The sequence below is a fragment of the Roseivivax sp. genome, from assembly GCF_054552075.1.
Genome location: NZ_JBTOLZ010000014.1, coordinates 85171 through 106672, shown reverse-complemented (window position 1 = coordinate 106672; position 21502 = coordinate 85171). Strand labels below are relative to the sequence as shown.

21 protein-coding genes are annotated in these 21502 nt (G+C 62.4%); 1 reads left to right on the top strand and 20 read right to left on the bottom strand.

The genetic code is table 11. The features are described from left to right. Nucleotides 1–9: 9 nt before the first annotated feature. The 9 genes from ACX938_RS12135 to ACX938_RS12095 form a co-directional block, all read right to left on the bottom strand. Nucleotides 10–2004, bottom strand: coding sequence for a conjugal transfer protein TraG (locus tag ACX938_RS12135; RefSeq protein WP_459431249.1), 1995 nt, complete (start codon nucleotides 2002–2004; stop codon nucleotides 10–12). 17 nt (nucleotides 2005–2021) lie between these two features. After that, nucleotides 2022–3779 carry a relaxase/mobilization nuclease domain-containing protein gene (locus ACX938_RS12130; protein ID WP_459431248.1) on the bottom strand — a complete coding sequence of 586 codons (1758 nt, stop codon included), beginning with the start codon at nucleotides 3777–3779 and terminating at the stop codon, nucleotides 2022–2024. 247 nt (nucleotides 3780–4026) lie between these two features. Next, nucleotides 4027–4659, bottom strand: a complete 633-nt coding sequence (locus ACX938_RS12125) for a lytic transglycosylase domain-containing protein (protein WP_459431247.1) — start codon at nucleotides 4657–4659, stop codon at nucleotides 4027–4029. Nucleotides 4660–4723: 64 nt separating this feature from the next. Then, nucleotides 4724–5245 carry a S26 family signal peptidase gene (locus tag ACX938_RS12120; RefSeq protein WP_459431246.1) on the bottom strand — a complete coding sequence of 174 codons (522 nt, stop codon included), beginning with the start codon at nucleotides 5243–5245 and terminating at the stop codon, nucleotides 4724–4726. Beyond that, nucleotides 5242–5700 carry a DUF2840 domain-containing protein gene (locus tag ACX938_RS12115; RefSeq protein ID WP_459431245.1) on the bottom strand — a complete coding sequence of 153 codons (459 nt, stop codon included), beginning with the start codon at nucleotides 5698–5700 and terminating at the stop codon, nucleotides 5242–5244. The genes ACX938_RS12120 and ACX938_RS12115 overlap by 4 nt, the downstream gene beginning before the upstream one ends. Nucleotides 5701–5704: 4 nt before the next feature. Continuing rightward, nucleotides 5705–5986 carry a helix-turn-helix transcriptional regulator gene (locus tag ACX938_RS12110; protein WP_459431244.1) on the bottom strand — a complete coding sequence of 94 codons (282 nt, stop codon included), beginning with the start codon at nucleotides 5984–5986 and terminating at the stop codon, nucleotides 5705–5707. A gap of 176 nt (nucleotides 5987–6162) precedes the next feature. Continuing rightward, nucleotides 6163–6708 carry a DUF2285 domain-containing protein gene (locus tag ACX938_RS12105; protein ID WP_459431243.1) on the bottom strand — a complete coding sequence of 182 codons (546 nt, stop codon included), beginning with the start codon at nucleotides 6706–6708 and terminating at the stop codon, nucleotides 6163–6165. 28 nt (nucleotides 6709–6736) lie between these two features. Next, entirely contained in the window at nucleotides 6737–6907 is a 171-nt protein-coding gene (locus ACX938_RS12100; RefSeq protein WP_021100690.1) for a transcriptional regulator domain-containing protein, read from the bottom strand. A gap of 131 nt (nucleotides 6908–7038) precedes the next feature. Beyond that, nucleotides 7039–7311 carry a DNA -binding domain-containing protein gene (locus ACX938_RS12095; protein WP_459431242.1) on the bottom strand — a complete coding sequence of 91 codons (273 nt, stop codon included), beginning with the start codon at nucleotides 7309–7311 and terminating at the stop codon, nucleotides 7039–7041. A gap of 140 nt (nucleotides 7312–7451) precedes the next feature. On the opposite strand from ACX938_RS12095, the gene ACX938_RS12090 reads away from it, so the two are divergent. Next, a complete protein-coding gene (locus ACX938_RS12090) occupies nucleotides 7452–7673 on the top strand; it encodes a helix-turn-helix domain-containing protein (RefSeq protein WP_459431241.1) in 222 nt (73 codons plus the stop codon). Between the two features lie 102 nt (nucleotides 7674–7775). On the opposite strand, the gene ACX938_RS12085 is transcribed toward ACX938_RS12090, so the two are convergent. The 11 genes from ACX938_RS12085 to ACX938_RS12035 form a co-directional block, all read right to left on the bottom strand. After that, nucleotides 7776–8093, bottom strand: a complete 318-nt coding sequence (locus tag ACX938_RS12085) for a type II toxin-antitoxin system RelE/ParE family toxin (RefSeq protein ID WP_459431240.1) — start codon at nucleotides 8091–8093, stop codon at nucleotides 7776–7778. After that, complete coding sequence (locus ACX938_RS12080) at nucleotides 8090–8359, bottom strand: hypothetical protein (protein ID WP_459431239.1); 270 nt, start codon at nucleotides 8357–8359, stop codon at nucleotides 8090–8092. The genes ACX938_RS12085 and ACX938_RS12080 overlap by 4 nt, the downstream gene beginning before the upstream one ends. A gap of 180 nt (nucleotides 8360–8539) precedes the next feature. After that, nucleotides 8540–12040 carry a DEAD/DEAH box helicase gene (locus ACX938_RS12075; protein WP_459431238.1) on the bottom strand — a complete coding sequence of 1167 codons (3501 nt, stop codon included), beginning with the start codon at nucleotides 12038–12040 and terminating at the stop codon, nucleotides 8540–8542. Then, entirely contained in the window at nucleotides 12027–12785 is a 759-nt protein-coding gene (locus ACX938_RS12070) for a HamA C-terminal domain-containing protein (RefSeq protein WP_459431237.1), read from the bottom strand. Before ACX938_RS12070 ends, ACX938_RS12075 begins: the two co-directional genes overlap by 14 nt. A gap of 247 nt (nucleotides 12786–13032) precedes the next feature. Beyond that, entirely contained in the window at nucleotides 13033–14283 is a 1251-nt protein-coding gene (locus ACX938_RS12065) for a three-Cys-motif partner protein TcmP (protein ID WP_459431236.1), read from the bottom strand. Nucleotides 14284–14290: 7 nt separating this feature from the next. Beyond that, a complete protein-coding gene (locus ACX938_RS12060) occupies nucleotides 14291–15049 on the bottom strand; it encodes a DUF5131 family protein (protein ID WP_459431235.1) in 759 nt (252 codons plus the stop codon). A gap of 343 nt (nucleotides 15050–15392) precedes the next feature. Next, the gene (locus ACX938_RS12055; protein ID WP_459431234.1) at nucleotides 15393–15731 is read right to left on the bottom strand and encodes a DUF736 domain-containing protein; all 339 of its coding nucleotides are present in this window, start codon (nucleotides 15729–15731) and stop codon (nucleotides 15393–15395) included. Nucleotides 15732–16389: 658 nt separating this feature from the next. Next, nucleotides 16390–16842, bottom strand: a complete 453-nt coding sequence (locus tag ACX938_RS12050; RefSeq protein WP_459431233.1) for a hypothetical protein — start codon at nucleotides 16840–16842, stop codon at nucleotides 16390–16392. Nucleotides 16843–16960: 118 nt separating this feature from the next. Further along, nucleotides 16961–17887, bottom strand: a complete 927-nt coding sequence (locus ACX938_RS12045) for a DUF2493 domain-containing protein (protein WP_459431232.1) — start codon at nucleotides 17885–17887, stop codon at nucleotides 16961–16963. A 251-nt stretch (nucleotides 17888–18138) separates the two neighbouring features. Continuing rightward, nucleotides 18139–19182 (bottom strand): DUF7146 domain-containing protein, encoded by a 1044-nt coding sequence (locus ACX938_RS12040; protein WP_459431231.1) that lies wholly within the window; start codon nucleotides 19180–19182, stop codon nucleotides 18139–18141. Nucleotides 19183–19281: 99 nt separating this feature from the next. Further along, a complete protein-coding gene (locus tag ACX938_RS12035; RefSeq protein ID WP_459431230.1) occupies nucleotides 19282–21408 on the bottom strand; it encodes a ParB/RepB/Spo0J family partition protein in 2127 nt (708 codons plus the stop codon). Between the last annotated feature and the right edge of the window lie 94 nt (nucleotides 21409–21502).

The window sequence follows — 21502 nt, the reverse complement described above, 5'->3', positions numbered from 1 at the left end:
GTCGTCACCTCACAGTTCGATGCCATCATCCGGATCGAGGGCCGCTTGACGCGCGACGGTGCGGAAGCGGGTTTGCATGGCGCGGGCGCGTTGGGCCTCGTCGTCGGGTTCGTCTTCGAGGTCTGCGAACTCCTCGCGCAGGAACGGCAGTTCGGGCGCCACATCCTCATGATCCGGGATCTCAGGTTCTCGTCGGATGCCACCATCCCCGTCGTCAGCGGGCTTGTTCGTGGCAGCTTCCCGAGGCGGCGCTATCGGCTGAAGACAGCTCCAATCATCGGATCCCGCAGGGCTGACGGATCCAGATGCTTCGACGATAGGCGGCTTTTGGATTCTCGCCGTCAGTTGCGCATCGCGGAAGTACCGCACTTTTTGTGCCCGGATCGGGGCTGCGCCCGACACGAGAATGATTTCGTCGTCGGATGGCAGCTGCATGATCTCACCAGGCGTGAGCAAGGCGCGGGCGGTTTCCTGACGCGAGACCATCAGATGCCCGAGCCAGGGTGACAGGCGGTGCCCGGCATAGTTTTTCATCGCGCGCAGTTCGGTTGTGGTACCGAGGGCGTCTGACAGGCGCTTCGCCGTGCGCTCGTCATTGGTCGCGAATGCGACGCGGACATGGCAGTTGTCCAGGATGGCGTTGTTCTGGCCATAGGCCTTCTCGATCTGGTTCAGCGACTGGGCGATCAGGAAGGCCTTGAGGCCATAGCCCGCCATGAAGGCCAGTTGGCTTTCAAAGAAGTCGAGACGTCCGAGGGCGGGGAACTCGTCGAGCATGAACAGAAGGCGGTGCTTGCGGTTGGTGTTGTGCAGCTCTTCCGTCAGACGGCGGCCGATCTGGTTCAGGACCAGCCGGACCAGCGGTTTCGTGCGGGAAATATCCGACGGGGGCACCACGAGGTAGAGGGTGAGCGGCCGCGCATCTGAGACCAGATCATCGATCCGCCAGTCGCAGCGCCGGGTCACGGCGGCGATCACAGGGTCGCGGTAGAGGCTAAGAAAGGACATGGCGGTGGACAGGACGCCGGAGCGTTCGTTCTCGGACTTGTTCAGCAGCTCGCGCGCGGCTTGGGCAACAACAGGATGCGGGCGATCTCCGAGATGGGCAGTCCGCATCATTGCATTTAGTGTGGCGGCGATGGGACGCCGAGGATCTGACAGGAAGGCGGCGACGCCTGCCAGTGTTTTGTCCTTCTCGGCATAGAGAACATGCAGGATCGCGCCGACCAGAAGGGAATGGCTGGTCTTCTCCCAATGATTGCGCCGCTCGAGCTGGCCTTCGGGATCGACGAGGATATCCGCGATGTTTTGCACGTCCCGCACCTCGCGCTCCCCGCGGCGAACCTCGAGCAGCGGATTGTAGGCGGCGCTGGCGGCATTGGTCGGATCGAAGAGCAGGACACGCCCGAACCGCGCCCGCCATCCGGACGTCAGTTGCCAGTTCTCGCCCTTGATGTCGTGGACAATCGCGGAGCCGGGCCAGGTCAGCAGGCTTGGGATGACGAGACCGACGCCCTTGCCGGAGCGGGTGGGGGCGAAGCACAGCACGTGTTCCGGGCCGTCATGCCGGAGGTAGCGCTTGTCGAGGCGGCCGAGCACGACCCCGTCTTCCGCGAAAAGTCCGGCGGCGGTGATATCTTTGAGGCCTGCCCATCTGGCCGAGCCATAGGTCGTCACGTCGCTGGCCTCGCGCGCCCGCAGGACCGACAGCAAGATCGCGACGGCAATGGCGGCGATCCCGCCTGCGCCGGCGATTGTGGCTCCTTCCATGAAGACGCGGGGCGCGTAGGCGTCGTACCAGTACCACCAGGTGAAGACCTGCCACGGGCGATAGATCGGCAGGCCGAACAGGGTGGTGAGAGGCGCGCCAAGCTGGGGCTGGAACCCCAGACGGAACGCGACCCATTGCGTCGCTGCCCAGACGAAGAGCAGCGCCACGATACTGACGATGAGGATCTGGCCCCAGAGGATCTTGGTGGCCGATGACGTTTCCTGACGGCTCATGGTGATGTCCTTTCTGCTCAGAGGCTCAGCCCGCGCTTGCGCCCGAGGCTCCAATCGATCCCGCCGCCGGGCGTTATCGTGCCCGTGACGGTCTGGCCGAGATGGCGTTCGAGTTGCGGGGTCCAGGGGACGAGCGAGAATCCGAGGCCGTCGTCGATCATGGCGAAGCGGCCCGAGGCGAGATCCAGGCGTTGACGAAACGTCCCTGCGACGGGTTCGCCCTCGGTTGGTTTGTGGTGGGGAAGCCCGGTTTGTGTGCTGAGGTCTTGAGCGATGGCGTCCAGTCCGCGGTTGCGCAGGGTGGCCAGCAGATCGCGGGCAAAGGTGACCCGCTGCCCTTGCCGTCGGGCGAGGCCTTCGGCGACAAGGTGATCCGAGCGGCGCTCCAAGGCCTGGCGAACATCTGCGCCAAATCCGGCACCACTCAGCGGCGCGCGGTCCCGGGCAAGATGCAGGCGGTCGAGCCAGGTGGCGCCATCCGCCTCGATCTGGGCGGCCAGCGAAAGATCGGAACGACCGACAAGAGACAGTTGCGGTGTCCCGTCCGTTTTCCCCGTCCAGAGCCGGGTTTCGACGATACCACCTTGCGGCGTGTCGCCGGTCGCATCGAGATCCCGGAAACGCAGGTGATGAACGCGACCGTCAACACCGTCGATGATCGCGTAGCCGCTACCGGCGTGGTCGTCATGAAAGCCGCGTTCCACGAGCCGCCCGAGGATCGGCGCGGTGGGCGTGCCTTCGATGGCGAAATCACCCGCCGCGCGGTTGCGGTCGGCGCCCATGGCCCGGTGCATCCGTTTGATGATGTCGCCGCGCATCCCAAGCTCGCGCAGAGTGTCTTCGGCGTTTGGTTTCAACTCCCAGACGGCAGGGGCGATTTGTTCGGCCAGCCCGAGCCTCTCCAGTGTCTGGGCACGCCCGATCATCAAGCGGCGCAGCGCCGGATCGCGGGGCTCCGGCGTGCCGCGCCGCAGGTCGGCGATGCTGGCATGATCGTCCGCCAGGGATCGTAGGCCCCGGTCCAGATCAGTCCAGCGTTCCGCTGTGACCTGCGTTTCGAGCGCTTGGGAAATCTCCCGCGCGCTGCGGGGGCCCAGTTCCAGTTGTACGAGGTCTTCTGCGCGCGCTCGAAGCCCCCGGCTGATGTAGTCACGCGAGATGACGAGATCGCGGCCATCGTCGGCCTTTCCACGCACCAAAATGTGGATATGCGGATTGTCGGTGTTCCAGTGATCGACGGCGACCCAGTCGAGTGTTGTGCCGAGATCCCGTTCGGCTCGGGCCATCAGATCCCGGGTGAAGGCGTGCAGATCCTCGAGATCGCCCGCGTCTTCCGGCGAGATGATGAACCGGAAATGATGCCGGTCGTCTTCGCAGCGCGCCGCAAAGCCGCCCCGGTCGAGATCATTGCTTTCAGGCCCAAACAAGTCTGCGTCGCGCCCGTCCTGCCCGACGCCGTCGCGCTGCAGGTAGCCGAGATGTTTGGCCATGGGCGCGGAGCGAAAGCGCTTGCCCTGGTGCCGTACGATGCGAGCCTTCACGACGACGCGCCGGGACGTGCGGGTCAGACCTTTGGCGGTTCGGGCAAACCGTCCACGCCCGAAAGCGGCGTTGCCGGAGCGCGTGCTGCCCGCGCCGATACGATAGCCGGTATGTCCGGATTTCCGCGCAGCTCGCATGACCTCGTTGACGAAACGTGTCGGTTGCTTTGAGGTTCTGCCGCCGTCGCGGATACGTCCGGGCCGGATACGAAGGTCGTCGTCGCGCCGGGTCATGGCCGCACTCGCTCGCAGAACATGCTGCCGCACAAAGAATATCGCAAAATCAGTAATTTAAATGAAGTCCTGCGGCATGCAGCTTGGATGTGCCGCGCAAATCGTCGCAGAGAAACAACAGCTTGAGGTCCGCTTGCGGCACCTCTTTTATCTCGCGCTCTTTCTGTTGAGACCCTGCGCGTCGACCCGCCCCGGCACATTCCTGCGACGGGGCTTTCCAGACCTCGCCATGGGGCGAATCCGCAGATCATTGTGTTCGCCCCTGGCTGAGAGGCACGAAAATCCCGTTCTGAGACGCGTCAGACGCAATCCGTTGGGCGTCATCGCCGGGGGTCTGACCCTCCTCGGCCATTGCCGCGAACAACGGGGCGTCGCGCCAGTCCTGCGTCCTCTGCGGGCGACTGACTGCGCGCGCAACGTTGGTCCCGTCGCCGATGAGTGGCGCGAGGATGGCAAGGTAATTGCGGGTTTCACGCGGCAAGGCGCGACCGGTATCAAGGTGCTCCTGGTAGCGCGCAGGCCCGGCGTTGTAGGCCGCGAGAAAGCCGGGTGACCCGAACCGGTCGTACATCTGCCGTAGATAGGCGGTACCGGCGAGGATGTTGTCACGTGGATCGAAAGGGTCATTGCCAAGCCGGTGGGCTGCGCGCAATTCGGCCCAGGTACCGGGCATGATCTGCATAAGCCCCATGGCGCCTGCGTGGCTGACAGCGCGTGGAATACCGGCGCTTTCAGCCTCCATAACGGCAAGGATCCAGTGCTCTGGGATGCCGAACCTGCGCGCGGCGTCTGCGATATGGATGTCGATGGGTTGCTGCTCAGATGCTGGAACACTGCGGTCCTGAGCGATCACGGCGGATGGAGCCACGGTGTTCGGCATGCAGAGGATCAGTACAAGCGCGGTCTTGACGCCCGCTTGCCGACGGCTGTGCCCAGGTTCAAGACTACGCATCTTCCGCCCCTCCAAATGTCCAAAGAGGGATGGCACGCCCGAGGATCGTGTCCGCTGACAAGGGCCCGAAATAGCGTCCATCGAGGCTGTCGGTGACACCAGCAAGGAGCAGGAAGACCTCGTCCGAGGCGAGCGTGACACATCCCGTCCAACGGGGAAGCGGGCGACCCTGTTGATCAGCCGATGCTGCCTGGGCAACAACGGTGCCACCGATGGCGATATCGAGACCATCGCGACAGACGGTCATGCCGGAGACGGTCGCGATGCGTTTCAACAGCAAGGTATCCGCACCGATATAGCCATGTTCAACCACCCAGGATGACAGGTCTTCCGGCAGGCGCACGGCAACGAGATCGCCCAGCGATGGTCCGGGTGACGCCCGAACGACGTAGAGGCCGATCGGCACGCTTGCTGAGGCATTCCAGATCAGACGCGGTGCGCGGTCGATCTGTGCAGCTGAGAGCAGACCAAGGGACAAACCGGCCGCGAGGAGGGGAGGGGCCGCCGCGTTCATGTCGTCACCATGCGACGCTTGAGCCAAGCCGCATGCCGGGCAGGGGTGTAGGGCCGGGGCTCCAATGCCGCGGTCAGGCGGTTGTGGACGTGCCGCCAATGATCGGGGCAAACATCTTCCGGCGCGATGCCATAGCTTTCCACGATATCGACGGACCGCAGGGCCGCCTCGACCTTGGGCCAACCGGAGAGGCGCAGCAAAATGTCGCCACCGGGAGTGACGCAGGGCACCGTGGAGCAGGGCTCGCCTGCACCAACGGCGCGCAGAATATCTATCCGGCTTTCAACAGTGCCGTGGTCGTTCGACGACCAGCGGACGAGCGCGAAGATCGCGCCGGGAGCGAAGGCCACGCGCTTTTCCGTGCGCGTCAGGATGGTTTCCTCGGCCATCCGACCGAAACGGATCCAGCGCTCGATACGCCCTTCGATCCAGGTGAGATGGACAAGTGTCTGCATCGGCTCAGCGCCCCCGCCGCAGATAGGCCGGCGAAACGGCGGCATGGGGTTTGGCGGGCAGAACACGGTCTTCGGTCTGGTCCGAGGTGGAGGTCTTCTCGCCCCTCGTGACCCAGGCCTGTAGATCGTCGACCGCATAAACGACACGTCCGCCGATTTTCGAATAGCGCGGGCCGGTCCCGTAGGTCCGGTGTTTTTCCAGCGTACGGCCAGACAGGCCGAGAAATCGGGCGGCTTCCGGAGTTCTGAGGTAGCGGGGCGGGAGTCCTTCCTTTGGGTCGGGCATTTGAGCATCTCCGGTGGCTAGGGCGCGCGACGGCGCGTCGCGGGCTGTCGGAGGTCATCAAAACGGAAGAGCGCCATGGGGAGGGATGACGAAGATCGCGGCGCGAAAATGTCACCCCCAAAGGCCAACAGGATCAGGGGCTGATGGGGGTTCGATATTCCGGGACCGCGCGGTGTTCACTTGCGCGGCTTGAAGCGCCCCGTCGGTCCTTTGCCGAGAAGGAGAAAGCGATAGCCTTTGGTGGTCAGATGCGTGCCATGGGCCGACAGTCGGGTGATCTGGGCCTTGAGGGAGCTGGTCTTCCAATGCTCGCGCGACACAGCCTTTGCGCCGAACAAATGCCCCGCGATTGTCTGGTAGCTGGCACGATCCCGGCGCGCGTCGAGCGTGCGCAGTGCAAGCTGAATGCGCCGTCGCTGCTGCGACGTCAGGGGCGAAGGGGATCGTTTGTGATGCAGCAGTTGCGCGCGGAGCGACTCGAGCGAATTGATCCGTGCCGTCCAATGTTCGTCCAGCGGCACCAGGATGCCGAGGGGCCGGTGCAGGTTCTTTGCAACCAGCACGAGCAACGCGCCTGTTGCGAGGCGCACATACATCAGGCCGTCCTGCGTTCCGATGACGGTCAGATTATCTTCATCGATGTGCGGCGCGGCGGTGTCGCCGCCGGGGACCGGCACAGCATACCCGACCGCTGCCGGGGCGATTGAAGGCGTCCAGAACACGGGTGCTTTGGGTGCTTCGACGTCCGGATCAACCGGGAAATCGCAACCCCCATGCGGCCGGTGATTTCAATCCATCACGCATTTGCGGGTAATAGGCACGATAGTCGGAATTGCGGCGCAAGCATTCCCAGGCCAGCCCGGACAGGTCGAGACTGTCGAAATGCTTGTATGCCGCTTCGTCTTGCCAATCTTTGGTCATGGCGAAGCTCCGCGTCAGCTGTTTCGATGGACAATGAGTATAGCTTGGTGACGCGCCAAAACGACGGCAGGAACGGTTGCCCTGCGCAACCTGCGCGGGTGTTCGCCGATGTCTTACGGATAAGGCGAAGTTCAGCCGTTACCGCCCTCAAGCAGCTTGCGATAGCCTTGCTCCGTCATCCAGCGAGCGCGGGCGAGGTGGCTGTCGTACATCCTTTTGGCACGCACTGGTTCCTCGGCGGCATCTATACCGAAAAGAATCTCACTGACTTCCTGCAGGCTGGCACCGCTTTCAGCGGCATCAAACAGGCGCAAGTACAGTGTCATATGCGCGTGGTCGTAATCGGTCAGCTCATCGCTTTGTGGTGCGAGATCAGCGATCGGCGTGGTGCCGGTGGCAGACATGATTCCCCCTCGCCGTTGGGCGTTAAGGCTCATAACAGCACATCAGATTGCATGTGCAAGGTCGGATTGCGGTCAGTCAAACTGCAGATGAGTATTATAATACGTCGCACCAAAATACGCGATAGGTTCTTTACTCGCGGATGGACATCCGCGTTGTTTTTGCAAGGAATCTCAAGCACTACCGCCAACTGCGCGGGCTGACACAGGCCGCATTGGCGGCGGCGATGGATGTCGACCGCGCCCATGTCAGCGCGATGGAGCGCGGCCAACAGAACGTCACCCTGCAAACCCTGCAGCGGGTCGCAGCGCATCTGGACGTGACGCCCGCCAAGCTGATCGAAGAACACTCGGAACTCGACTAGGGTATCAGGATCACGAAATCTCTATCTGGTTTCGGAGGCCGGAATGGATAGAGGCACTGGATTGCTTGGACGGGTGAGTTTGGTTGACTGCCCGAGTTCTGTTTATCGGCCGCGCGCTTTTCTGCGCGTGATCCAGTCGGCCCCGGCATAGGTCACGGCGTGGACATGCATCTCACGGGCTTCATCGTCGACGGTAAAAGCGACCACGGCCTTGCGACCTGCAGGAACTGCGCGCAGTTCGGGTGCGCTCTCGTCCTGGCAGTTGCCCTTTTGCGGCAGGTCGGTAAGGCTGGCAATAGTAGCCTCGATTTCGTCCAGTCTGCGCGCGGCGGATTGCGGGCCGGCATAGTCGATAAGCCAGCATGTGATGGCGTTGAGATCATCCGTGACCGCAGGATGGAACCGGATGCGATAGCTCACGGCTCGCGCGCTGTCTGAAGGCGGGCCCGGGCGGCGGCAAAGGCTTTCTCCGCCGAGACATAGTCGGCGCGCGGCCTGTCGAGCCGCGCCAGAATTTTTTCGGCCATCGCGCCAAGGGCCAACTCGCGTTCCTCTTCATCGCGCATCATCTGCTCCAGAGCCGCTGCCACAGCCGCGCTTTGCGAGGCGAAGACGCCTTGGCCCACCTTGTCGGTCAGGAACCGATGGTGGCGGTCGGTGAAACTTATGGTTGTCTTGACGGTCATGCTGGGCTCCGAGGTATGACTTAGCCATATAGGCGAAGGCTTGAAGACCAACAAATTCTTCGAGGAGGACGGGTAGCGGACCTTCGCCGCTGAAGCGAACTATCCTGCAATCGAGCGAGAAGCGGACCTTCGCTTTGCAAGTTTCTGGTACCACAATGAAGTTTTTTTGGCTCTAGTCCCTTATGGTTCTGATCTCGGCCAGCGTAGCTTGCCGCGGCCAACGCGCGATGCTTGTACCAGCCTAGTCTTTCCCGGCGAATGCCCAAAGAACAGGCTTGGCTTGGGATCTACCGCCGACTTCCTGAATGCAGCTACCCGCTGGTAGTCTGGGGTGGCTAGCCAAGTTCGACCTTCACCTTCGTCGGTGACAATCCGATAAAGGCCGGCGGGTGGACTAGACGCGGTATCGAGCAGACGTTTGTAGTGTTCGACCGACCATTTCTGAATGCCGCCACTCAGGGCCTCCGTTCGGAACCGCGCCCACAGCGCCGCTGTGTCGGGCGTCGGCCAATCACCAGCATCGGTGTAGGTCGTGATCTTGTCAGATTCGAGCCAGGTCCGCATTTCGGCGGGTGTACCGAAGACCGGATTGGTATCTTCGATCGCGGCTATCGCGGCGCGTCTTGATGGAAGACCGGCACGGATCAACATCGCCGCCATAAACTGTGGCACGCCAGTTTCGATCGTTGCCGCGGCACCGCCCGCCACTGTCTCCGGCGACCAGCCAAGCGAAATGCGGCGGGTACGGACTGCTTCCAACGCCCAGACCAAACGATAGGTGAAGGCTTCCTCGACTGCCCGCATATTCTGCGGTCCGATCTTGGCAACATCCTCGCCGGAAACCCAGCTGCGCAGGATTTCCTTCCAATTCGCCGGCAGCGAGTTCGTCTTGTCGGGGATGAAAGGCCGCGTAAACAACAGACGTTCCCCGAGACCGCAGAGGGCGTCGACAAGCTCTTCGACATCGCCACTTAGCGCAGCAACGTCGGCTCGATCTAGGAGTTCGGCTAATTCGTCCGCCATGGCATCAATGGCGAGGCCAGCCTCGAGCCCAACACCCATCGCGAAGTGTCCACGCCGCGCCTGCGTTGTAGTGGTCTTCCATATGAGATCGGCGCGCACCTCGAACACCTTCTTGTGCAATGGCGCGATGTCCTCGTCTTCTCGGGCTATCTGGCGCGCCCAAAGTGACCCTTTAAGCGCCTCGTCTAAGAGCTTCGGCAGATCGGTTCGGTCGGAATCCAGTGCTTCGATCAGCCCAAATACAGTCGCATCGAGGCGTTCGACTATTTGCGAAAGCGGTTCCTCTTCAATAGTCTCTTCTTCGCCATCGCCGTCTTCATCATTATCGTCATCAGCCTCGTACTCCGCACCAGCTGCCAAGCGCTCGGCGACTGCGGCTTCCTCCGCAGGAGATCTCCATGCTTCGCGAGCATTGGCAAGATACTCCCAAGCATCATCGCGCTCGAGAACACCCTCACGGGACAGGCGTTCAAGGATCTCCGCGACGATTTGGATAAGGCCGCTCTTCAGCGTACGGGCTTTGGCGGAAGCAACCAGCTTACGCCACTCTCTTCTCCGCCACCTGATCTTGTCGAACATCACGTGGACGATAAGACCTTCGACATCCACGAAAGCGCGCCCCGCACGCCCGGCGACATTCGCGAACTCCTCGCCTTTAATTTTCTCGGATGCTCGATATAGCGCAGGCACCAGTAGGACGGCGGCGTTGAGGTTAAGACCCTGTGACAGCGTCGGCGATGCTACAATGACCTTCAGGACTCCCTCGGATAGCAGGGTTTCCAACTCGCGGAGAAACGGGGCCGGAAGCCGACCGTGGTGGATGGCGACGCCTGCTTTCAGGCAGGCGACAGCAGGGTGCTCTTCTCCAAGCCACTCCTTGCCGACTTCCAGGGCGCGGGCAATCGACGCCTCATCCTCCAACAACGTTTCCAGATAGCCACGCTTGCAGAGGTCCACGACCTGCTTGCCGTAGCTTTCAACCCAATTCGCCTGGGTGGAGAAGATCAGAGTCCTTTTGCCCTGGCCAGCGAACTCCCATGCAGCGAACAAGGTGAGATGCGAGTTCTTGCGCGGATAGGGCTTCTTCTCCTTTCCTCGCGCCGGCTTCTCCACGACGAACTTGTCAAGGAACGGACCGTTGTCGTCGAGGTCGAGACGGAGGAGTGCGTCCCTACCTCGCCACGTGAGCGCACCAAACCGTTGTCGGGTTGGTCGCCAGTTTGAGAGCACCGGATCGCCGGGCTCGTCGGAACGTATCCACGCAGTGAGATCGTCGAGTTCATCGCCGCTGGGAAGGATTGCTGACAGACAGACAATTCGGCGGTTCGCAGCGTCTGCGCGCCGAAGCAGGCGCTGCACCAGCGTCTCATATCGGATCTCACGTTCGCTCGGGCCGATCATGTGGCCTTCGTCGAGGACGATCAGGCCGACATCGTCGATCAGCGATGGGTCGCTTCGCAGCGCGAAATCGAGCTTCTCAGGCGTAGCTATGATGATTTCGCGGCTGCGCAATGCGTCTTCATCACCAGCCGAAAGACCGCTCGCACCATAAAGAGAGGAGACGCTGAAGCCGAGGGGCGCGAAAGTCTTTCTGAAGGATCGCTCAGTTTGTGCCGACAGCGCGCGCAGCGGTGTGACAATCAGCACCCGGCGCGCTGACGACAGGGTCATCAATGCGGCGATTTCGGCCACCCGTGTCTTGCCCGCACTGGTCGGCAATGCGACAACCAGATCATCCGTGACGTCGGTGGAGCGCCGGGCTGCTTCGCGCTGCGATGGCCATAACTCCACCTCAGCAGTCTTCCGAGCATAGAGCGAAGAGATGAATAGCCTGCGCAGGTCCGGGTATCGTTCCTCCGTTCCTTCCGGTGGCTCGGTCGGCAAGTTTTTGTGCAGAGAATGCTGCCACAGATCATCGATAAGGTGCCGACAGAGGTTCGACATCCACCACAGGGGTACATTCTCCGCATTGTCTGCAAGACTGACTGCGGCGTCGAGCAACACCCTTGCTGTCTCGATCGGCTCGGTTACGCCCGTCTCAAGTGCGAAATCAAAATACGCCAGCGCCCGGCAGATCGTCGTGTTGAGGATGGTCGACAGTTCCTCATCGACATCGGGCTCGTCACCCCGTAGCGCCTCGGCGATCTGCTCATCCTTGTGAGCGTCGTGGTCCAGCCACTCACGAACGAAGCCGCGCAATTGGCTGAGATCGCGCAGGATCAGATGTCGGATCGCTGTTTCGCCGGGTGAGGTGTTGAGATCGCCAGCGGTCTCATTGAAGAGCGAATAGGCAACGGCTGAAAATCCGGCGAGATGATATGCTGCGGCGGCGATGGTGCGGCGGAAGCCCCGGTCTGGCGACTCAGGATCACCATTGCGAACAAGGGCTTCGAAGGCGTTCGCAGCGCGCTCGAACGCCCTGCTGGTCAATTCCGAGGTGCCGGCCAAAGCACGCAAGGCCATAGCGCCACGAAGCAGGGCGAAGCCGTGTTCAGCGAGATCGGTTTCGATCGTGGTGCCGAGCTGCGGCGCATTCGGCGGCAGCACACCGTTTTCGCGCATCAGTGACCAGGCTGTGCCGCGATACAGGAGGCGTCCGAGTATACCATCGGCGGTCGCGGTCGTCAGGAAGGTGGTCAGTTCATCAACCGACTCCAAGGTCTTCCGCCTCCTGGTAAATGGCTGCGATGAAGTTTTGGTGGTCTTCGATGTGTATATTCACGACATATTGGTCGCGATTGGTGCCCGCCGCCTCGAGGTCCTTTTTCAACGAAGCGTGCGGACCGTTGCCCGACACGGTGAAAAGCATGTGATCGATGCGATCCGCGCGGAGAGACTTAATGCCTACTTCATCGCGAAGGCTGCGGCCCAGTGTATTGTCGTCCGCATCGTCGCTCTCCAGCAAGCGGTTGGCAACGAACAGCAATGAGTCGGGTGTGCAGCGACCGCTATCGCGGTTGAGCACCTTGCGAGCGCTCTTAACTGTAGACTTGCCGAGCACCTTGTTACTCTTGGCTTCGCCTTTCAGGAGCCAGAGCTTCTCGCCTTCGCCGTCATACCCGGCGCCGATGAAGTCGTCGCCACGCATGGCCATATTGCGGCCGTCCTTATAACGGAGACGACGCACCGGAACACGGAGACCCATCTCCTCTTCAACTAGCTCGGTCGCCAGGATTTCGCCAAGATCGCCTGATCGGCCCCTAGAAGTCTGCGGCATCGCCTCGCTAAGTATCTCTGCGGCAACCTTGTATCCGAGGCGATCCACGTCCTCGGCAATGCGCTCCAACCGATCGTAATGCGACCGGATCGTTTCTGCCAAGTCATCGTGGATCGCGTCGCGTCCACCGTCCTTCTCGACATAGGTCCAGAAATACTTGCGGTTATCTTGCTGCTTGGTTGGCACACACCATCTTTTGTAAAGCTTCAAATAGGTTCCTCGCTCGATCTATCGTCACCGCTAGTCCGACCGAGCCAAATACACTGGGCTGAGGTCGTACAGTTCCGCGCATGTCGGCCTTTATCTGCCAAGAGGCAGCAATCCATCTGATTCTGAAAGAGTTGTGCTCGGGGCCATGCAATGGTCACCTCCGACACGTCGCTTAAAAATTGGCTTGAGGCCTGCGGCACCTTGGACCGGACTAAGGTTGAAGCTACCATTTTGCAGGAAAGAACAGGGTCGGCTGATTTGGCAATATCAACCGATCCTTGACCGATATCTGCGTGCCAGCCCGCTTTGGTTTACCCTTCGAAGACAACACCTCCAATTCACGTGCATGCGCTAATTCCGACAGGACTTGAAAAATATCCTCATTGGTCCCTGCCGTGCGGTTCCCAATCTCGGATAACAGACGTGATACCTCTAATTCCCCGCCGTTCATTATTCGGTGGACTTCCGAAGGCAGCGCGGTGACCAACTCTTTGTTAAGAGTGGTTCTGTCCATATCGGAGAAGTTGAACAGCGAGTCGCAACTTTCCTTCAGTCGAGTGTCGTATCCGAGGTTAAACAACCCGCCAGAACCGACATGGGTGAAGCTGTTCTGCTCCTGCCAGTGAACGCCGAGCATCTTATCGCGCGCCGCTTGATGCTGCGACAGGTGGGCGAGCATCATCCAGCGGTTATCCGTTCGGGACCACAACATGAACGGCGTGAAGAACTTGGCTCCGCTGTTTTTGTGAATGTGCGCCATCAACGCGCGCTGCGTGATCGCGCGGCCCATACTTTCATCTTTGCGCTGCTGCCAATCAGCGATGAACCGGGCATCAATACCAAATTGCCGGTACAGCAAGAGGTCCGCTGATGTGTCTTGCAAATAGTTCAGCAGGCTATCAATCGCGAAGTTGAGCACGACCTCCGCGCGGTCCAGCGACCTAAAAATGGTCTGGATCGCCGACATCGGCACGTCGGAATACCCGAACTGATCCAAGAAGAAGATCGAACGCCCTTTGCGCTGCGTTGCCGTGATCTGCTGCATGATGGTTGGCAGGTGATCTACAAAGGTTCCTTCGAAGATTGTAATGCGCGGATCGTCGGCGGCGTATCCTCGGCCCAGCAGTTCCCGACGCAGCGCTGCCACATGTTCCGGTTCATCATCGACAAAGATGAACCGGGCGTTGATCTCTAAAGGCTTCTCTCGCCCTTCGTTCAGTCTAACCGCTGCTTCCTCGACAGCGTTGAGCAGTACGAGTGGACTGCCTGCCCGTGTTTCTGCACAATCCGAGTAGGCACCGCCGCCGCTGAAGCCATCAACCAGTGTGATGTTGAGACGGTCCTGCGCCGGGTTGCGGACGACCGTATCAAAGTAGACGTCTAGGTAATTCTTGAGGACGTTGAGTTTGCGCTTTGTATGTTCTTCGATGTGCGGCAGCAAACCGTCTGGTCCCCAGATGAAGTTTTTCGCCATTCGCACCCTAACCCGTTAATTCTGCCATTATTGCCTCGGGCACGATCTGCCACGGGAACCCGTTCCATTCCTCGCCCTCAAGCAGTCGCCCACCTGACTTCGGACGAGGCCCACCCCACTGCTTGAAGAAGAAAGCCACATCGTAACGCTCGCAGGCAATTCGCAGTTCGGTCGCCCATGCAGGCTCCATTGGTCTTGCTCTTGGACCACTTTCGCCGCCGACAATCGCCCATGCGATGCCTGCCAAATCAACTTCGCCAATTGGCCCGAGAAGTGGTTCAAAAGATATGAACCGCGCGTCCGAATTGATCTGGCGCAGGTGCTCGATGCGGCCTTTGTGCGCGCTATCTTCGACCGAGACACCGAGCCAGATGTGCGATGGGACACGTCCGCCCTCATACCGTCGTTTGACGTAATTTCGCATCAGTGATGACCGCTTGGTCAGCACCTGATAGACGTGCCAGTTCGCGGCCTCCATCGCATCGAACACCGCGTCAATGTGCGCCTTCGGAATGTCCTTGTGGAACAGGTCGCTCATCGAATTGACGAAGATCATCCGCGGCTTCTTCCAACGGGTGGGTTGTCCCAGCCTCGACGGCCAAAGGCGCAGGTCGAAGCCCTGTTCATACGGATGCCCTTCAATTCCGCGCCAGCGTTCCGCAAACCGCTCTGCATAGCAGTTGTCGCAGCCGGGTCCGATCTTCGTGCATCCCGTCACCGGGTTCCACGTCGCATCCGTCCATTCTATCTCAGATTTCTGTGCCACGCCTCGCATCCTGTTTTTGTGGATAGCTCTACGCCAAGGTGCACAAAAAGGGAACATCCAAATCTGTTCGAGTCGGAGACAGTGCAATGCACGCGTGGTCGAGATGATTGATTGACAGATGCATGGCTTACTGTTCGGTACACGCTGCGGTCATCGAGGCCAGCATCTCGCGATAGCAGCGAATGTCTCCTTCAGCGAGCCGCAGGGCAGCATGCGATCTTCGAGTCCAGGTCCGGTATAGGCCGGACCCATTGCGGTCAAGTATAACCGCGAGTCGCTCGCGGTCGATACAAGACGAGCAAGTTTCACCCCGCCCGGTGATCCCGGGCGCGGCGGTTTGCTGTCAATCGCCGTTGCGGCGGGTGTTGGGGCGAGACCAGATGAGGCTGAAGGTCTCTTCGCTGCCTTCGATAACCGTGTCGTCGAAGAGGTTGGCGTAGATCGGCTGGGTGAAGCTCGGGTCGTCGAGCTTGAGGCTCAGGTAGTCGCGGCCCTCGGTGGAGCGCTTGGACCAGGCGGCCCCGATCTCGGCACGGCCGACGAAGACCCGGTGGGAGGGGGCGTTCTCGTTCAGGGTGCTGTCCTCGGGGACGATGCGGACGGCTTTCGCCTGAACGCTCAGGGTGACGATTTCGCCGACGTATTCGCTGCCGGTCTTCTTGAAGGTTCCGATGGTGGCCATGTCATATCTCCTTTTGGCTTGTCCGAGGCCGCGCCCTTCGCGGCCTCGATGGCGATCGTCAGGACCGGGACGACCCGCCGACGCAGCCCCTGTGGCCCGCAGCGCCAGCGGAGGACGGCAAGGCCGGGCTTTCTTGTTCCGCGAGGAATGGCGGACCCGATATTGTTCGGGGGCGCCAGGGGAAGAAAGTCCGGACCGGCCGTTGCGGCCAAGGCGGTCGAGGCGTTAGCCGATCCCGGTCAGATCAGCCGCTGAGAGGCCCGCAAAGGACGCGTGGCGCATGCCATGGAAGAGGGGATGACAGGCTACCTTTGGATCGCGCAAGACCCCGGCAACCGCCGTCGTACAAAGACAGGTTTTGGCGTGCAGGCGGAAGCGGTGCATGTCCGGGACGTGCCTCGCTCCTCCGGGATTGCCCCCTCTCGCCGTGTCCGTGTTTGTCTGCCGTGATGTTCGGTTTGCCGACGATCCAGGTGCATGCGCGACCGGGGCCATGCGCCACAACGTGGGTCTCAGTGATCTGGCTTTGCTCAGCCGATCCTGCCCAACCGCAAAGCTGCTGTGTCGGCGAGGATCGAGACCTGCTGCAGCAATCGGTTGCGGCGCACGCTGACGATGTGGCGGGACGGCAGGCTCCGGCGCAAGCTTCACAGGGCGTTCAGTGTTCGTCAAAAGACCTGTGCGGATGCGGGTCGGACATGGCGTTGACCTCGGACCAGCCCGATACTCGCGCCCAAGCGGTCCCGCCCACGACCAGCGCGCCCAGCCAAGACAGGAGGGTGATGGTCGCAGCGCCCGCGCTGCCGAATTCGGCAAGACCCTTTGCCGCATGAAACCCGGCAATCCCGGCGGGGACCGCGTAGATCAGACCGATGGCGAGTTTGAGCGGGGCCCATCGGATGCGGTCAAAGGCGAATTCTCCGAGAGCCGCGATGAAGCCGCCGATGAAGAGGCCCGCAATGATCGACAGGAAAACGCCTTGGCCCGTTTCATACAGATACATGCCGGACGTCAGCCCGATCGCGAAGGGCAGGGCGTAGACAGCCAGGTTGAACAGGATCCAGCAGAGGGCACCAAGGCCGAACAGCGTGAAGAGGGTGGAGAAAAACATGAGGCACTCCTTTCGAGAACAAGGATCGCGCCGCCACCTCCTCCATTGGCACGAGCAGATCATAGCAGAAAACGGCCCGCCCCGGGAGAGTCCGGGGCGGGCGTCGGCGGAAATCCGGTCATGCCGTTGGTGCGCATTTCGGCCGGAAGTCGAAGAGGGGAATGCCCATCGCGCGGGCCTTGTCGGCGAGATTTTCGGTGATGCCGGAGCCCGGGAAGACAATGAGGCCGATGGGCAGGGTGTCGAGTAACTGGTCGTTGCGCTTGAAGGGGGCCGATTTGCCGTGCCGCGTCCAGTCGGGTTTGAAGACGATCTGCGTCACGCCGCGGTTGTCGGCCCAGGCGGCGGCGATCCGTTCGGCCCCGCGTGGCGCGCCGCCGTGCAACAGGACCATGTCGGCGTGTTTCGCGTGGACGCGGTCGAGGACCGCCCAGATGGCGTTGTGATCGTTGCAATCGAGCCCACCGGTGAAGGCGATTTTAATGCCTTTGGGCAGGAGCGGTTCCAGATCGGCCCGGCGCTTCGCAGTGAGATGATCGCGGCTGTCGATCAGTGACGCGGTCAGGGTGCGGCGGTTCACATGGCTGCCCGTGCGCGGGTGCCAGGTCTGGCCGAGATGCGCCTCGAAGCCCTCGGCGGCGAGATCGCGCATGGCCTCAAAGGCATTGCGCCGCTCGACGAGTGTGATGCCCTCCGCGATCAGGGTTTCCAGTTCGACCGAGCGAACTTCGGAGCCGTCCTGTTCGCGCTGTGCCCGTTTCTGCGCCTGTTCGTTGCTGTCGAGTTCGCGGCCGGTCCGGGTCGCCATGCGGTGGAAAAGGTTCGTGGTGGACCAGAGCAGATCTTCGAGGTCGGGTTCCAGCCGCGTGTCGGACAGGGTCGAGACGAGCGCGTCGAAAATGTCGACGACGGCGGTGCGAATGGCGTCGGGTTCCGGCAGGGGGCGGGGATCGGGCTCGTCGGTGAAGGGGCGCCAGCCGTAGAGCTGCAGTTCCTCGAGCACGACGGCGGTGGAAGATCGGGTCTGAAGATGTGTGTCGGTCATGATGTCGTCTCCGGTTGTCGAAGCCCGCGCCTCTCGCGGCCTTCCCGGGCAACGGAAAAGCGGGGGCTGGACGGGTCTGCATTCTCAGGGGTCCCCGTCGCGCCCGCGCGATGGGGTGGAACCGAAGCGCAGCTCAGGACGGCCATGGCCGTTGCGGGCCCGTCCGGGCTCTGCTCCGTTTTGCCCGCTCTCGGAAGGCCGGAAGGCGTGGCTTTGATCGCGGAGGCGCTGACCGGCTGCGCCAATCCCGGTCAATCGATGGCGTGGTCGAGGAAGGTCACGGCATCCTCGGGCGCCAGTTGCGGACGCAGATGCGCGCGCAACGCGTCGCGGCCATTGGCCCGCAGATCGTCATTGAAATCGCCGAGACAGGGGGAGAGGTGGATCGCGTCGATCCCGGCCCCTCTGGCCCGATGCGCCAGTTGGTCCGCGGCGGACAGGCCTGCCGGATCGGCATCGACGGCAATGTAGAGGCGGCGAAGATCAGCGGGCAGCTGCAGGGCTGCGAGATGGTTGGCGGACAAAGCCGCCACGACAGGAAACTTCGGCAGGGCCAGATGCAGGGAGAGCATGGTCTCCAGTCCTTCGCCTGCGGCCAGCACGCTGACCGGTTTGCCGATACGAACACCATGGCCGAGGAGATTGCCCATGGCCTTGCGCGGTGGAATGACCGGGGCCTTGTCCGCAGTGGCGGGGTCAAGCCAGGTGCGGTGCAGGCCGGTAAGCCGTCCGTCGAGGTCCGTCACCTTGGCGAGCAGGGCGGGCCAGGCCTCGGGCGGATCGTTCAGTGCGTGATCCTCGCGCCAGTAGAAGCAGTTCGGGTGAAACCGGAGACTGTCGAGATGGCCCAGCCTGGTGAGGCCGCGCCTTGCGAGATAGCGTTCTGCCAAGGTGCCCGACATCGGCTGGCCCATGGCCCAGAGCCGCCGCGCTGCCTCAGGTGAGCCACGAGAGGCTGGCGGATTGTTGGCGCGGTGCCTGTCCGTCTGCGGCAGGCTGAGAAACCTGCGCGCTTCGTCCAGCGTGTCCCTCAGGGTGGTGATCCCCATGTTCAGGGCGATCAGGTCCAGAAGGTCGCCATGCTGCCCGGTTGCGGAGTCGGTCCATTTTCCGGCGGCACCGGGACCAGAGATCGGACCGGTCAGTCTGAGATAGAGGCTGCGGCCTGGTGTGTTCTGCACATCGCCAACGATCCAGTAACGGCCCTGTTTGCGGCCGTTCGTGAGGTAGTGACGGCAGACGGCCTCGGCATCCTCGGCAAGGCGGCGGGCGATGTCGGCGGCGGGGCTGTGCATGCTTTGAGCCTCCTGTCGTGGATAGAAAAAGGGGCCCGCCATTTCTGGCGGACCCCGGCTGCCGGAACTCGGGGGAAGGAGCTCCGACCTGCTCGAAGGTCACTCGGCTGCTGTCCGGGCGAAGGCGTCACCGGCGACGGGATCATCTTCCCCCGTGGGGTCGGAATCTCCGATAGCCGGTTCGCCGCCGTCTTCCGCCGATTGCGCTTCGCCACCGTCGGGATCGTCGTCCGAAGGTCCTCCATCGGCGGTGTCGGCGTCGTCGATCAACTCGATCTCAGACGCGTCCTCTTCCGGCAGGGGCGGCGTGCGCAGCGGGTCTGGCAGCCAGCCGGTGCCGACGAGCAAGTCCTCCGCGGCGGTCACCATCTCGGCCTTTTTCAGCCCCGCGATCCGGTCGGCGGCATCTTCGCCTTTCGCCTCTCGCACGGCCTCGAGGATGCGGGCCTTGGTCACGCGACCCAGATAGTTGTCGCCCGTTGCCGTCCAGCCCGCCTTGGCCATGTCGAGCCCGACGGTCCCTGCCAGCACATCCGCATGCGCAATGGCGCGCGGCCGGCGCTGGTAGGGGTCGTGGACGGCATTCACGCTCATCGCCACGCAATGGGCGAAGAGCGCCTCGCGGCTGCAGCTGTCGAACTCGGTCAGTGCCTCCCAGAGGTCCTCGGGCGCTTTCGGCAGGTTGCGCGCCCAGGTCTCGTTGCGCTGGTCAATGGCCTGCGCATAGGCCGCGTCGCCGAGGCCCGGCACCTGCGATCCGAACCCCGCGTTGCGCGGTTCGATCTCGACGCAGCTGTCGACGGCGTAGCGGTAGAAAAGCCGCAGGACCATCGCGTGCAGCGCCGCGAGGAAGGCGACCTGCGTGTCCTGGGCCAGCGCATTGCGCAGCGCCAGGGTGCGATGGGCTGTCAGTTCCATGACGAGGCGGTCGGAAAGCGGCTTCAGGCCGTCGTCCTCTTCGTCGTCGAGGGCGGGTGCGATGGGATCATCCGCGTCTTCGATGGTCGGCTCTTCGGACGTGCCGTCGGCGATGTCCTCCACCTCCTCGACCGGCTCATCCTCGGGCCGCACGTAGCCGCGCTCGATGCGCAGCCGCCCGGAGCTGTCGATGCTGACGAAGGCTCCGGCCAGCGCAAGGTCGTCGGCCTCGAACCGGATCGGACGCGCCTCGAGCACCTCCATCGCCTCCTCGATTTCGCCCAACCGGGTATCGACGTCGTCGGGCAACTCGTCGGCCTCCGCATGCTCGGCCTCGAGCGCCTCGCATTCGGCCTTCAGCGCCTGGTAGCTAGCGGCTTCCTCGTTGCTCATCGCCGCCGCCTCGCCATGGACCCGGCGCATCCCGAAAGTGTGGCCATAGGGGAACTCGGTATCGACCTCGACCCATTTCCAGCCTTCGGCAAGGACCGCCTCGGCCTCCTCGGCGAGCTTCTCGCGCACCATGACGTCGAGCAGGGCGGCATCCTGCAGCCAGCCGCCATCGTCCTGCTGAAACAGGTCGCGCAGGATCTCGCCCCCGGCCTCGATGTAATCGTCGAGCCCGACGAATTGCGCCCGTTTGTCCGACGCCCGCACCGCGCCTTCGGTCAGCATGCGGCGGATCTCGTAAGGCTGCCGGGAATAGTGCCGCTGCAGCGCCTCCCAGACCTGCTCCTGCCGTGCGTGATCGGGATTGACAGTGAAGGCCATGAGCTGGTCGAGCTTCATTTCCTCCTCGGCATAGGCATCATGCAGCGATGGTGCCACGGCGGCTAGCTTCAGCCGCTGCTTGACCACGCTGGCCGAGACGAAGAAGGCGGCGGCGATCTCCTCCTCTGTGCGACCCTTCTCGCGCATCGCCTGGAAGGCGCGGAACTGGTCGAGCGGGTGCAGCGGCGCACGCTGGACGTTTTCGGCCAGGCTGTCCTCTTCAGCGAGGCCATCCATGCGCACGATGCAGGGCACAAGTGTTGTCTTGTTCATGCGCTTCTGTTTGACGAGCAGTTCCAGCGCCCGGAACCGCCGCCCGCCGGCGGGGATCGTGTACATGCCGGTCTCGGCGCCGCTGTCATCCAGCACGGGCCGCACGGTAATGGAGCTGAGCAGCGTCCGCCGCGCGATGTCTTCGGCCAGTTCCTCGATCGACACGCCCGCCTTGACGTGGCGCACGTTCGACTGGCTGAGCATCAGCTTGTTGAAGGGAATGTCGCGCGAGGCGCTGAGGGTGATTTTCTGTTGCTTGGTCATCGGGATATCTCCGCGACGGGCCAGCCGGGAGCCTCTCTCCCGACCTCCAAACCCGTCACGGAAAACCCGGCACCCCTCTTACTCTTGGAGCACC

Bases quoted from the DNA above. Each gene is read 5' to 3' on its own strand.
- ACX938_RS12135 (WP_459431249.1), bottom strand. From the start codon at position 2,004: ATGAGCCGTCAGGAAACGTCATCGGCCACCAAGATCCTCTGGGGCCAG.
- ACX938_RS12130 (WP_459431248.1), bottom strand. From the start codon at position 3,779: ATGACCCGGCGCGACGACGACCTTCGTATCCGGCCCGGACGTATCCGC.
- ACX938_RS12125 (WP_459431247.1), bottom strand. From the start codon at position 4,659: ATGCCGAACACCGTGGCTCCATCCGCCGTGATCGCTCAGGACCGCAGT.
- ACX938_RS12120 (WP_459431246.1), bottom strand. From the start codon at position 5,245: ATGAACGCGGCGGCCCCTCCCCTCCTCGCGGCCGGTTTGTCCCTTGGT.
- ACX938_RS12115 (WP_459431245.1), bottom strand. From the start codon at position 5,700: ATGCAGACACTTGTCCATCTCACCTGGATCGAAGGGCGTATCGAGCGC.
- ACX938_RS12110 (WP_459431244.1), bottom strand. From the start codon at position 5,986: ATGCCCGACCCAAAGGAAGGACTCCCGCCCCGCTACCTCAGAACTCCG.
- ACX938_RS12100 (WP_021100690.1), bottom strand. From the start codon at position 6,907: ATGACCAAAGATTGGCAAGACGAAGCGGCATACAAGCATTTCGACAGT.
- ACX938_RS12095 (WP_459431242.1), bottom strand. From the start codon at position 7,311: ATGTCTGCCACCGGCACCACGCCGATCGCTGATCTCGCACCACAAAGC.
- ACX938_RS12090 (WP_459431241.1), top strand. From the start codon at position 7,452: ATGGACATCCGCGTTGTTTTTGCAAGGAATCTCAAGCACTACCGCCAA.
- ACX938_RS12080 (WP_459431239.1), bottom strand. From the start codon at position 8,359: ATGACCGTCAAGACAACCATAAGTTTCACCGACCGCCACCATCGGTTC.
- ACX938_RS12065 (WP_459431236.1), bottom strand. From the start codon at position 14,283: ATGGCGAAAAACTTCATCTGGGGACCAGACGGTTTGCTGCCGCACATC.
- ACX938_RS12055 (WP_459431234.1), bottom strand. From the start codon at position 15,731: ATGGCCACCATCGGAACCTTCAAGAAGACCGGCAGCGAATACGTCGGC.
- ACX938_RS12050 (WP_459431233.1), bottom strand. From the start codon at position 16,842: ATGTTTTTCTCCACCCTCTTCACGCTGTTCGGCCTTGGTGCCCTCTGC.
- ACX938_RS12045 (WP_459431232.1), bottom strand. From the start codon at position 17,887: ATGACCGACACACATCTTCAGACCCGATCTTCCACCGCCGTCGTGCTC.
- ACX938_RS12040 (WP_459431231.1), bottom strand. From the start codon at position 19,182: ATGCACAGCCCCGCCGCCGACATCGCCCGCCGCCTTGCCGAGGATGCC.
- ACX938_RS12035 (WP_459431230.1), bottom strand. From the start codon at position 21,408: ATGACCAAGCAACAGAAAATCACCCTCAGCGCCTCGCGCGACATTCCC.